Consider the following 12,073-nt stretch of genomic DNA (forward strand, 5'->3'; position numbering starts at 1 on the left):
TGGGTGTGGAAGTGCAGTAATGCATTAAGCTAACCAGTACTAATTGCCCGTACGGCTTGTCCCTATAACCTTAGCAGGTGCAGAGGATAAGACGGTACAACGTTGCGTGTGTGTTGATACCATTCATTACCCCAATCTTTGCTTCTTCCAGATTCATGACGCTGCTGCCCAACCGGGAGCAACCGTCAGTACAAGTTATGCCTGATGACCATAGCAAGTTGGTCCCACCCCTTCCCATCCCGAACAGGACCGTGAAACAACTTTGCGCCGATGATAGTGCTGCAACCAGTGTGAAAGTAGGTTATCGTCAGGCTTGTTATTCGAAAAAACCCCCATCGGTGACCCGGTGGGGGTTTTTTTACGTCCGCTGGTTTTGTGTACGCCAGCGATTGCCGGATTTTTGAAAGGGATATCTTGTCTGCTATGCATACACTGGAGCAATTACGCGCCGGCCAACTAGTCGGCCTGCGCCGCCTGAAGCTGTCCTGCGGCTTGACGGACTTCCCACGCGAGATCTTCGACCTGGCCGACAGCCTGGAAATCCTCGACCTGTCCGGCAATGCGCTGTCCTCGCTGCCCGACGATCTGCCGCGCCTGCACAAGCTGCGCATCATATTTTGCTCGGATAATCTGTTCACCACCTTGCCAGCCGTGCTCGGTTCCTGTCCTGGGCTGGAAATGATCGGTTTTAAGGCGAACCGGATCGGCCACGTGCCGGCCGCAGCCTTGCCATTGGCTCTGCGCTGGCTGACGCTGACCGACAATGCCATCGAAGTCTTGCCTGATGAACTCGGCAAGTGCGGGCAATTGCAGAAACTCATGCTGGCGGGAAATTGTCTGAGCAGTTTGCCGGCATCGCTGGTGAACTGCCGCAAGCTGGAACTGGTGCGCATCGCCGCCAACCGCTTCACGGCGCTCCCCGATTGCCTGCTGGCCTTGCCACGCCTGAGCTGGCTCGCGTATGCGGGCAATCCCTTTACGGAAGCGCGTGAACTGGCGGCCCTGAGCAGCGCCGGGACGGCGGGCCTGGCCTGGCCGCGCCTGCAACTGGCGCAGCAGCTGGGCGAGGGGGCATCGGGCGTGATTTACCGCGCCCGCCTCGATGGTATCGAGGATGTCGCCGTAAAAGTGTTCAAGGGGGCGATGACCAGCGACGGCTTGCCGCGCAGCGAAATGGCTGCCTGTGTCGGCGCCGGCGCCCATCCGGGGCTGATCCCCATCCTCGGGACGCTCGATGCGCATCCGCAAGGGGCACTGGGACTGGTCATGCCGCTGATCGATGTTGCCTACCGCAACCTCGCCGGGCCGCCCAGCCTGTCATCATGCACGCGTGATGTGTATGCCGAGGGCGTGCGCTTTGATGCACCGCAAGCCCTGGCCATTGCCCAGGGCATCGCCTCGGCCGTGTGCCAGCTGCATGCGCACGGGATCGTGCATGGCGACTTGTATGCACACAATATCCTGCATGCGGACGGTGGCGCCTGCCTGCTCGGTGATTTTGGCGCGGCGTCGATGTTTGCGCCCGGCTCAGCGCAAGGGGAGGTGTTGCAGGGCATAGAAGCGAGGGCTTTTGGCGTGCTGCTGGGCGAGCTGGTCGCCCACTGTGCCGCGCCCTTGCCGGCCCTGCAGGCCTTGCGGGAAACGTGCATGCAGGATGAAATATCGCGACGGCCCAAGTTTGACGTGATCGAACGGGTATTGCGGCAGATGCTCCCCGCATAAAAAAATGGCGCAGCCTTCGCAGGCTGCGCCATTTTCATGTCAGGCTGGCAATATTCAGCCAGGTACCTGGATTTCTTTTTCCGGCAGGGCGATCTGGTTGTCGACGCTGAACTGGTAATCCTTGAAGACGTGTTCTGCCGTCAGGATCTGGTATTCGCCGTTGTCGAGCTTATGCGTGGTGTCCTTCAGGCGATACGTGTAATGGCCGCAGGTCCAGCAGTTGAAGTTGCGCATGTGCGTGCACAGGCAAGTCTTGTCCATCACGACGACGGTTTTTTGTTCCGGATGGGCCGCCACTTCGCGGTTGTACGAGTTGATGTACGCGCAGTTGCCCGTCGCGTCGAGCAGGTAGCCATACGATTCGCAGCCTGGGCGGATACCGGCGCCGATGGCGGGCGTGTTCTTCAGCATGCGCATCGGGTAACCGGTCGGCGAGACGCCGTTGACGATGATGTCTTCTTCCGAGGCCTTGTAGTATTCCTGCTTGACCTTGTTCGGCAAGCCGCATTCCTCGGTGACGGTAAAGCGCGTCGCCACTTGCACGCCAGCCGCGCCCGCTTCCAGGAAGGAAACGGCGTCGCTGCCCGTGAAGATGCCGCCGGCGGCGATCAGCGGGATGTCCAGCTGTTCCGCTTTCAGGTAGGCCAGCAGTTCAGCCGTGATCGTGTGCAGGTCGTAATTGGCCCAGTCCATGCCGAAACCCAGGTGGCCGCCGGCCAATGGTCCTTCGACGATGATGAAGTCGGGCAAACGGTCCAGCTTGGCGTTCTTGCGCAGGAAAATCTGCAAGGCGCGCACGGACGAGACGATGATGCCCAGCTTGGCGTCACGGAAACGTGGATGGTCGGCCATCAGGGCGAACGAACCGAAGTGCAGACCGGCCGACAGGGTGATACCGTCGATGCCGGCGTCCAGTGCCGCGTTCAGGCGCACGCGCAAGGTTTCGCGGGGGCCGTTCATGGTCAGCTTTTCCATGCAATTGACGAAAATCAAGCCATCGCCTTTTTTCGCTTCCATGGTGCGGCCGATATGCAGGCGCTGCGCTTCCGCCAGGCGGCCCAGGTCGAACTGCACCACGGCCTTGTCGCTGTTATTGATGTTGAATTTGTACAGTTTCGTCTTGTCTTTGACGAAGGTGGTGTCGAAACGGCGATCCGACACGTCTTCCACCATGGCATCGGAGATATGCCCGATACCGTTCAGCCGTGCCGCTTCCAGGGCCAGCTCCGACGTGGAAATATCCACACCCATTCCGCCTATCATGATGGGCACATATTCTTTTTTGCCAAATCGCAGGCGGAAATCATCAACACGTTTCATTGCTATCCTTAGACTACCGTGGTTATCACTGAGCCAGATGTACGGTCAAGCCCGCTGCCGGTCAGGCGCGCGGGCGCATGTAGCTGTGCGCAGCTTCAATTCTACCCCAAGCGGGCAGGTGCTCCGAGGCAGCTTGCCGCCATGCCGGTGCAAGCGCAGGCCGGAGCGTGCGCATCATCGAAATTAATCGCGGAAATTGTTAAATTCCAACGGCATGTCGGGCACGTCCTTGCGCAGCATGGCCATGGCCGCTTGCAGGTCGTCGCGCTTGGCGCCCGTGACGCGCACGGCTTCACCCTGGATGCTCGCTTGCACTTTCATTTTGCTGTCCTTGATGACGCGCACGATTTTCTTGGCATCATCCGATTCGATGCCATTCTTGATCTTGATGATCTGCTTGACCTTGTCGCCGCCGATCTTCTTGATGTCGCCTTCGTCGAGGAAGCGCACATCGACCTTGCGTTTGGTCAATTTATTGGTCAGCACGTCGCGCACCTGGCTGAGCTGGAATTCCGAATCCGCGAATGCGGTCAATTCGTTTTCCTTGTGTTCGACGCGGGCATCGCTGCCCTTGAAGTCGAAGCGGGTCGTGATTTCCTTGTTGGATTGCTCGACGGCATTCTTGACTTCGATCATATCGGCTTCGGAGACTACATCAAATGACGGCATGGTCTGTTCCTTTTCTTGTTAAAGCGAGCGCGCGCTCGGCGCGCTGGGCCTCGGCGGCTGATTCTGCGCCATGGGACGGCCCTGTTAAAGATGCGACATTTTAACGGACAACGGGCAAGTCGCCCTTGTCCTGAGGTGGTTTTTTGTCGCTTTCGCTCTATAATCGAGCAAAATTTCCCTATCCCATGCATCCAGAGCTCACCATCGAACACAATTACAACCTCCAGCGCCTGAATACCTTCGGCATCGCGGCCCATGCGGCCGCCTACGTACGCATCACTTCGCAGGCCCAGCTGCAGGCCGCACTGCAAGATCCCGCCCTGTCCACCATGCCGCGCCTGATATTGGGCGGCGGCAGCAACATCGTGCTGACGGGCGATTTTCCCGGCGCCGTGCTGCACATGGCCACGCGCGGCATGCGCCTGGCGCAGGCGGATTTCGAGACGATACTCGTCACGGCCGCGGCCGGCGAAAACTGGCACGATTTCGTGCAGTGGACCTTGGCACAAGGCGTGGGCGGACTGGAAAACCTGTCCTTGATCCCCGGCACGGTGGGCGCGGCGCCTATCCAGAATATCGGCGCGTATGGCGTGGAAATCAAGGATTATCTGCATAAGGTGAGCGTCATGCACAGCGCCAGCGGCATCGTCTTCGACATGGACCGCGATGCCTGCCGCTTCGCCTACCGCGACAGCATCTTCAAGCAGGCGGGCGGACGCGAGCTGATCGTGCTGGAAGTGACGTTTGCCTTGCCCGCCGAGTGGCAGCCGAACTTGCGCTATGCGGAACTGGCGCAGGCCGTGGCCGAGCGCCATCTTGCCGAGCCGACGCCGCAACAGGTGGCCGACACGGTGATGGCGATCCGCCGGAGAAAATTGCCGGACCCGGCCGTGATTGGCAATGCGGGCAGCTTCTTCAAGAATCCGGTGGTGTCACGCGAGCAATGTCTTGCCTTGCTGGAACGTTTTCCTGCGCTGGTGCATCATGCGCAGCCTGATGGCACGGAAAAGCTGGCGGCCGGCTGGCTGATCGATCAGTGTGGCTGGAAGGGGAAAAACCTGGGGCCCGCGGGAGTGTATCCCAAGCAGGCGCTGGTTCTGGTGAATAATGGCGGCGCTCGTGGCGCGGACATTACCCGGCTGGCGGAAGCCATACAGGATGATGTAGAGGCGAAATATGGCGTGCGCCTGTCGCCCGAGCCTGTGTTTGTTTAATCAAGCGAAGTGGCAGACGTAATCCACGGTTTCCGTTGTTTCGATGTCAAAATAGCTATTGCCCGGGATTTTGAATTCCGTGCCCGCGCCATAGCTGTGCCACTCCGTCGCATCGGCCAGGCGCACCTTGCACAGGCCGCCGACGATTTCCATCGTTTCCGGCGCGCCCGTGTTGAAGCGCAGCGATGACGGGAAAATCACGCCCACGCTTTTCTTCGTGCCATCGGCGAGGATGACGTTGTGCGAGACGCATTTGCCGTCAAAGTAGATATTCGACTTCTTGACGACGCTGACATTGTCCAGTTGTGTGCTCATGCTTCACTTTCCTTGCTGTTAAAAATCAGTCCCGGACGTCATCGGCGCTCAGCACGCTGTTGCGTCCGCCGCGCTTGGCCGCGTACAGGGCCTGGTCGGCGCGGTTGATCAGTTGCTCGACCGTCGAGTCGGGCGACGGCACGACGGTGGCCACGCCGATCGATATGGTGACGATTCCCGTGCCTGCCGCAGGGTTTTCGATCTGCAAGCCTTCCAGATGGCGCCGGCATGCTTCGGCGATCAGCAGCGCGCCGGCCGCTTCCGTTTCCGGCAGGATCAGGGCGAACTCCTCGCCCCCGTAGCGAGCGGCCAGGTCGGCCGGGCGTTTCAAATGTTCCGTGAGCACGGCGGCAACTTTTTTCAGGCACAGGTCGCCCGCCAGGTGGCCGAAATGGTCGTTATAGCTCTTGAAATGGTCGATATCGCAGAACAGCAGGCTCAGCGGCGCCTTGTCGCGCTGGCCCCGCTGCCATTCGAAATGCAGGGTTTCATCGAAACGGCGGCGGTTGGCGATGCCCGTCAAGCCATCGAGGGCGGCCAGTTTCTGTAATTCAATGTTCGCGTCCGCCAGGTTCTTTTGGCTTTCGCGTAGGAAACGAAAAGCCTGGTCGCGCTGCAGGCGGCTGATGTGCGCGTTGGAATGGTAGCGTATGCGCGCCAGCAGCTCCAGGCGGTCCGGCAGTTTCACCACATAATCGTTGGCGCCGACGGCAAAGCTGTGGGCCTTCAGTTTCGGGTCGTCCTTGGCTGACATCACGATCACCGGCACGTGCGCGAGCGCCTCGTTTTCGCGGTACTGCTGGATCAAGGCGAAGCCGTCGATGCCCGGCATCACCAGGTCTTGCAGGATGACGGTCGGTTGCAAACGCTGCGCCGTGTCCAGCGCCTGGCTGGCGTCGGTGACATAATGAAATTCGATATCCTGCTGGTCGCTGAGCATGCGCCGGACTGCCTCGGCAATGATCAACTGGTCGTCCACCAGCAGCACGCTGACCTTGAATTCGGTCAATGCGGGCTCATGCTGGGTGAAGCTGGAGGAGAATTCTGGCATTGCATTCTTTTCAAATGTTAGGGGAGGGCTCCCACCCATTGTTGAGCTTGGCACCCAGCCGGCTGCGCAGGCTGGCGCCTATTCTATCGAGGGGCAGGATTTGCTGCGCCGCATCGAGTTCAGCCGCCGCACGCGGCATGCCATACACGGCACTGCTGGCCTGGTCTTGCGCAATCGTCGTCTTGCCCGCGCGGCGCATGGCCAGCAAGCCGTCGCCGCCGTCGCGTCCCATGCCTGTGAGCAATACGCCGATGGCGTCGCCGCGCCAGTGCTGGGCCACGCAGTTGAAGAAGACATCGACGGACGGGCGATAAACATAGTCGCGCGGTGCTGCATCGTAACCCAAACGATAATTTTGATCTAGCAGCAGGTGATCATTGGTCTTGGCGATCAGTACCGTGCCGGACACCAGCTCGTCACCTTCGGCGATCACGCGCACGGGCATGCTGAGCTGGTCGTCCAGCCATTTGGCGAAGTGCGAGGCGAAGGTTTCATCGATATGCTGCACCACGACGATGGCGCAGCCGGGCGGCGCCGTCCAGCCGGCCAGCACCTTGGCTACCGCTGACGGCCCGCCCGTCGAGGCGCCGATGGCCACCAAGGTCGATACCTGGCCGTCGCTCCGTTCGCCGCCATTGCCGTTTGCCTGGCGCGGCGGCGGTGCCTCGGCGCTGTGGCGTATCAGCTTGCCGATGGTCTTGATCTTGGCCAGCAGTTCGCTGTCGCCGCCCACTTCCCCCTGCAGCACCGGCGTGGCCGTGACGTCGAGCGCGCCCGCGCCCAGCGCGCGGAAGACCTGGTTGACATTGTCCTGCGGGCGGCCCGTGACCACCAGGATGGCGCACGGGCTCTGCTCCATGATCAGGCGCGTCGCTTCCACGCCATCCATCTCCGGCATGTTCAGGTCCATCAGGATCAGGTCGGGGCGGTTGCCCTCGCACATGCGCACGGCTTCGAGTCCCGTGCGGGCGATCCACAGCACCTGGTGTTCCTGCGTGCTGGCGACCACCCGGCGCAGGGCCTCGGCAGCCATGGCGACATCGTTGGCAATGGCAATTTTCATGAATGACGGCTCATAAGCGGGCATCTCCTATCAGGTCGGCCACCGCGTCGAGCAAGGTCTCGTCGTGGAAGCTGCCTTTGGTCAGATAATAATCGGCGCCGGCGGACAGGCCGCGCGCGCGGTCTTCCGGGCGGTCCTTGTACGAGACGATCATCACCGGCAGCTTGTGCAGGTGCAGGTCCTTCTTGATCAGCGAGACCAGTTCGATGCCATCCATGCGCGGCATGTCGACGTCGGTGATCACCAGGTCGTATTCGCCGCTGCGTACGACGTTCCAGCCGTCGATGCCGTCGATGGCCACGTCGACCTCGAAACCGCGCGCCAGCAGCAGCTTGCGCTCCATCTCGCGCACCGTCAGCGAATCGTCGACGACGAGGATGCGCTTGGCGCGGCGCTGCTGCGCGTGGCCGGCCTGCGCCAGCTGGTGCAGGCCGCCTTCGTGCAGCAGCTTGTCGATCGACAGCAGCAGATCGGGCACGTCGAGGATCAGCACCGGCTCGCCGTCGTCGAGCAGGGCGGCGGCGGAAATGTCGCGCATCTTGCCGAAGATCGGGTCGATGGCCTGCACCGCCAGGCTTTGTTCGCCGCGGATGGCGTCGACCACCAGCGCATAGCTTTGCTTGCCGCGGCCGATCACCACCACCGGCAAGTCCTCGGCCTGGCTGGCGGCTTCACCCAGCTCCAGCACCTGCGCCGCCGACACCAGGCCCAGATGCTCGCCCTTGAGTTCAAAGAACTGCTTGTTTTCCAGGGTATGGATGGCCGCTTGCGGCACGCGCACCACGCTTTCCACCTTGACGATGGGGATGGCGTAGGCTTCGCCGTGCACGTCGACCACCAGCGCGCGCACGATCGACTGCGTCAGCGGCAGGGTAATCAGGGCGCGAAAACCGCGGCCCGGCTCCGATTCCAGGCGCACCGTGCCGTTTTGCTGGCGTATCGTCTCGTGCACGATGTCGAGGCCCACGCCGCGCCCGGACAATTGATTGGCCGTGGCCTTCAGGCTGAAGGCGGGCAGGAACAAAAACTCCAGCAGCTCGCCCGGCGACAGCGCGGCGGCCATGGCGGGACTGGCCATCTTGCGTTCGATGACGGACTGGCGGATTTTTTCCAGGTCGACGCCGCGCCCGTCGTCGCTGATCTCGATGCTCAGCATGCCGGCGCGGTGGCGCGCTTCCATGCGTATCGTGCCCATCGCTTCCTTGCCCGCGTCGATGCGTTCGTACGGGCCTTCCATGCCATGGTCGATGGCATTCCTCAGCATGTGGTTCAGCGGGCTTTCGATCTTCGCCAGGATGTCGCGGTCGACCAGGGTGTCTTCCCCTTCGATCTCCAGCTGCACTTCCTTGCCCAGGCTGCGCGCCAGGTCGCGCACCATGCGCGGAAACGCATGCATGCCGTCGCGGAAAGGGCGCATGCGCAGGGCCAGCACTTCGTCGACCATGCCTTGCGAGACGGCCAGCAGGCGCCGCTCATAGGTTTCGATGTCGGCGATGTGCTCGAGCATGAACTGCTTCAGCGGTTGCGTCTTTTGCAGCGCCAGCAGGGACTTTTCCATCAGGCCCGGGTCGGCCGAGCGGGCAATGGCTTCGTGCAGGTGCTCGATGGCGGAAAACAGGCTGCTCTGGTTGCGCTTGAAACGCTGCAGGGCACCGACGAACGGGTGCATCTGATGCGCATTGATGCGCGATTCGCTGGCCAGCGACAGCAGCTTGTCGAAGTTTTGCGCCACAGCCTTGGCCGGTGCGGCACCCGCACGCGGGGCAGGCGCGGCCGCCGATTCAGGCTCTTCGCCTGCCAGGCCGCTGGCCACGGGAGCCTGCAGTTCGGTCGGATTGGGCGTTTCCTGCGGCAAGGGGGCGGGAGCGGAGGCAGGCAACGAGGGCAGGGCCGGCAATTCGGGCAGGTCGGCGATGCCGGCGATGGCGTTCAGGGTCTGGTCGATCTGCGCCGCATTGGCGGCCAGCCACGCTTCGGCGCCCGCGTCGTCCAGGCGCGACAGCTGCACGATCAGGTCGACGCCCGACAGCAGCACGTCGACCCGTTCCGGCGTGAGTTTCAGGCGGCCGTGCTGGGCGGCAACAAAGCTATCTTCCATGCCGTGCGCCAGCTGCACCACCACTTGCAGGCCGACGATGGCGGCGGCGCCCTTGATCGAATGCGCCGCGCGCATCATCGCCTCGACGGCGGCCGCATCGCCCGCATGGCGCTCCATGGCCAGCAAGCCGTCGGTGAGAATCTGGGTCTGGCTGTCCGCCTCCATGCGGAACAGGTCCAGCATGGAAAAGGCACTCAGGTCGCCGTGCTGGTCCTGGCTCATCGTAATAGTCTCGCAAGTTGAAAGCCGATCAGCGCCGTGTCGAGGCAGCCGATGCGCATGTCGCCCTCGGTGATGACACCGGACAGATAGCGCGACAGGCCCTTGTTGATGGTTGCCGCGGGCGCCTGCACGGCGCCCGACGCATAGCGCACGATGCCGTGCAGGTCGGCCACGGGCAGGGCGTAAGCCTGGTCTTCCCAGCGCAGCAGCAGCAGGCGCGCAAACGTGTGGCGGCCGCGGGCCGCGGGCGCGCCCTGTTCGTCGATGCCCAGCAGGTGTGCCAGCGACATGCATGGATACAGCTTGCCGCCGATATTGACGATGCCGGCCAGGCCGCGCCCGCTGCGGTGCGGCAGCACGTGCGGCCTGGCCTGCGGCGCCACGGCGTCGAACACGCGCGTGGGCAGTGCCAGCCATTCGCGGCCGATGCGAAACACCAGCGCCGAGCTGTCGCGCACTTCACCGCCCGCATCGAGCTGGCGGAAGTGGCCGGCCCAGTCGCGCCGGTAGTGTTCGTCCACGGGCCGCTGCAGGTTGCGCCGGGCGGCGCCCGCGTACACGTCGCAGTTGCGGCAATGCACGTTGGCTGGCAGCTTGGGGCAGCTCTGGTCGCCGACCACGCCGATATGGTTCCAGCAGTCGTCGATGGTGGCGGGGGACTCGGTGGCGATGAGATTTGTCATGCTTGCCCCTTAGTTGGACGCCTGGCGGCGCTCGTAAATGCGTGCCGCGCGCGCCTTCAGGGTGGCGGCGGCCGTTTGGTTGCCATTGCGTTCGGCCAGCAGGGCCAGATGGCACAGCGCCTCGTAATGGTCGGGCTGCAGGTAGATGCAGCGGCGCCAGTAGTCGTCGGCCAGGTCCATCTTGCCGGCCAGTTCGTTGATGATGCCCAGCATGAAATACGCTTCCGCCGCCTCGGGCACTTTCGCCAGGTGCGCGTGGCATTTGTCGCCGGCCTCGCGCAACTGGCCGCGGTCGGCCAGCAGGCGCGCCTCTGCCAGCAAATCGGCTTGCGCTGCCGGCGCGGGCGATGGCACGGACACGGGGCGCGTGCGCGGCACCGCCGACGCGGCGGAAGAGGGGGCTGCTACTGCAGCGCGCCCTGGCGCGGGCGGCACGCTGCGCAGGGGACGCGCGACAGGCAGCGGCGCCACTAGCACGGGGCTGGCCGGCGCCGCTGTTTCCTTCTTCAGGGCGAAAGCCTGGCGGAACTGCAGCGGCGCAAAGCCGTTCTGGCAGAACGACGGCACTTCCGCATAACCGGCCAGCAGCATGCCGTCGTCGGCCAGCAGGGCGGACAGGTTGGCGATGGCGGCGCGCGTGGTCGGTTTGTCGAAGTAAATCAGCAGGTTGCGGCAGAAGATGACGTCGTAATGTTTGTTGCAGCTGGCGGTATCGAACTGCAGCAGATTGCCCTGCCTGAAGGTCACCTGGTCGCGCAGGGAGTCGATGATGCGGTAGGCGTCGTCGGCCACGTGCGTGAAATAGCGTTCGCGGAAGGCCACGTCCTGCGCGCGGAAGGCGTTGCGGCCATATACGCCGGCCTGCGCCCGCTCGATGCAGCCGGGGCTCAGGTCATACGCGTCGATGCTGAACGCCTGTTTCGGCACACCGCCGTCGCGCAGCGCCATGGCCATCGAATACGGTTCCTCGCCGCCCGCGCACGGGATCGACAGGATGCGCGTGGCGCGTCCGCGCGCCCAGCGCTCCTGCACCAGTTCGACGGTGGCGTAGAACGCTTGCGGATCGCGGAACAGCCACGATTCGGGCACCACCACCAGTTCGATCAATTGCGTCATTTCGGCCGGCGTGAGCGCCTGCAGGTAAGCCTGGCTATCGGCAAAGCCCGTCCGCTCCATGCGCTGATTGACGGCCCGCTCGGCCACGGATTTGGACACCGACAGGCCGGTCGCGCGGCGCAGCAGGGCTTGCGCCGTCATGCCGCGCTCGCTTCCTGAAACAGCAGCGCGCGCACGTCCGGCGGCAGCAGGTGATCCAGCTCGACCAGCTGCACGATGCCGTCGGCGTCGCTGGCCACCTGGCCCAGGAAGGGCGCCGTCGCCACGCCGCTGTCCTCAAGCCCTTGCGGGTCGATATCGGCGATGCCGCGCACCTGCGAGGCCAGCAGGCCCAGCGCGTGCGTCGTCCCGCCGCCCGGTGCGCGGTAGTCGACGATGACGATGCGCGTGTCGAATTGCGCGGCGGCGGGCGGCAGCCCGGCCAGGCGCGACAGGTCGATCACGGGCACGGGCGTGCCGTGCAAGTCCATCAGGCCGGCCACGTAGTCTGGCGTGAGCGGCAACTGTTTCAGCTCCAGCAGCGGCAGCACGCGCACGATGCCGGCCAGGGGCAGGCCATAGCGGTCGCGTCCGATGTGAAAGAGCAGCACTTTCATGGTA

11 protein-coding genes and 1 rRNA gene are annotated in these 12,073 nt (G+C 63.3%); 3 read left to right on the plus strand and 9 right to left on the minus strand.

Annotated elements, in window-relative coordinates:
• Positions 1 to 200 precede the first annotated feature (200 nt).
• Positions 201 to 313 (plus strand): 5S ribosomal RNA (gene rrf, locus IGS60_RS18690).
• Positions 314 to 423: 110 nt separating this feature from the next.
• Complete coding sequence (locus tag IGS60_RS18695; RefSeq protein ID WP_230505809.1) at positions 424 to 1,722, plus strand: leucine-rich repeat-containing protein kinase family protein; 1,299 nt, start codon at positions 424 to 426, stop codon at positions 1,720 to 1,722.
• Positions 1,723 to 1,776: 54 nt separating this feature from the next.
• On the opposite strand, the gene IGS60_RS18700 is transcribed toward IGS60_RS18695, so the two are convergent.
• Both IGS60_RS18700 and IGS60_RS18705 read right to left on the minus strand, forming a co-directional pair.
• Entirely contained in the window at positions 1,777 to 3,042 is a 1,266-nt protein-coding gene (locus IGS60_RS18700) for a nitronate monooxygenase (protein WP_230505810.1), read from the minus strand.
• 183 nt (positions 3,043 to 3,225) lie between these two features.
• Complete coding sequence (locus tag IGS60_RS18705) at positions 3,226 to 3,711, minus strand: YajQ family cyclic di-GMP-binding protein (protein WP_034759416.1); 486 nt, start codon at positions 3,709 to 3,711, stop codon at positions 3,226 to 3,228.
• A 185-nt stretch (positions 3,712 to 3,896) separates the two neighbouring features.
• On the opposite strand from IGS60_RS18705, the gene murB reads away from it, so the two are divergent.
• Entirely contained in the window at positions 3,897 to 4,925 is a 1,029-nt protein-coding gene (gene murB, locus IGS60_RS18710) for a UDP-N-acetylmuramate dehydrogenase (protein WP_230505811.1), read from the plus strand.
• On the opposite strand, the gene IGS60_RS18715 is transcribed toward murB, so the two are convergent.
• The 7 genes from IGS60_RS18715 to IGS60_RS18745 are packed head-to-tail and all read right to left on the minus strand — an operon-like array spanning position 4,926 to position 12,069.
• Positions 4,926 to 5,240, minus strand: a complete 315-nt coding sequence (locus IGS60_RS18715) for a pyrimidine/purine nucleoside phosphorylase (RefSeq protein ID WP_230505812.1) — start codon at positions 5,238 to 5,240, stop codon at positions 4,926 to 4,928.
• A gap of 25 nt (positions 5,241 to 5,265) precedes the next feature.
• A complete protein-coding gene (locus IGS60_RS18720) occupies positions 5,266 to 6,291 on the minus strand; it encodes a diguanylate cyclase (RefSeq protein ID WP_268994136.1) in 1,026 nt (341 codons plus the stop codon).
• Between the two features lie 10 nt (positions 6,292 to 6,301).
• The gene (gene cheB / locus IGS60_RS18725) at positions 6,302 to 7,354 is read right to left on the minus strand and encodes a chemotaxis-specific protein-glutamate methyltransferase CheB (RefSeq protein WP_230505813.1); all 1,053 of its coding nucleotides are present in this window, start codon (positions 7,352 to 7,354) and stop codon (positions 6,302 to 6,304) included.
• Between the two features lie 10 nt (positions 7,355 to 7,364).
• Entirely contained in the window at positions 7,365 to 9,674 is a 2,310-nt protein-coding gene (locus IGS60_RS18730; protein WP_230505814.1) for a hybrid sensor histidine kinase/response regulator, read from the minus strand.
• Positions 9,671 to 10,357 (minus strand): chemotaxis protein CheW, encoded by a 687-nt coding sequence (locus IGS60_RS18735; protein ID WP_230505815.1) that lies wholly within the window; start codon positions 10,355 to 10,357, stop codon positions 9,671 to 9,673. The genes IGS60_RS18730 and IGS60_RS18735 overlap by 4 nt, the downstream gene beginning before the upstream one ends.
• 9 nt (positions 10,358 to 10,366) lie before the next feature.
• Entirely contained in the window at positions 10,367 to 11,614 is a 1,248-nt protein-coding gene (locus IGS60_RS18740) for a protein-glutamate O-methyltransferase CheR (RefSeq protein WP_070290633.1), read from the minus strand.
• Positions 11,611 to 12,069: a chemotaxis protein CheW gene (locus IGS60_RS18745; protein ID WP_230505816.1), complete on the minus strand. Its 459-nt coding sequence runs from the start codon at positions 12,067 to 12,069 to the stop codon at positions 11,611 to 11,613. Before IGS60_RS18745 ends, IGS60_RS18740 begins: the two co-directional genes overlap by 4 nt.
• Between the last annotated feature and the right edge of the window lie 4 nt (positions 12,070 to 12,073).

This window comes from Janthinobacterium sp. FW305-128 (assembly GCF_020858135.1).
Lineage (GTDB): Bacteria > Pseudomonadota > Gammaproteobacteria > Burkholderiales > Burkholderiaceae_D > Janthinobacterium.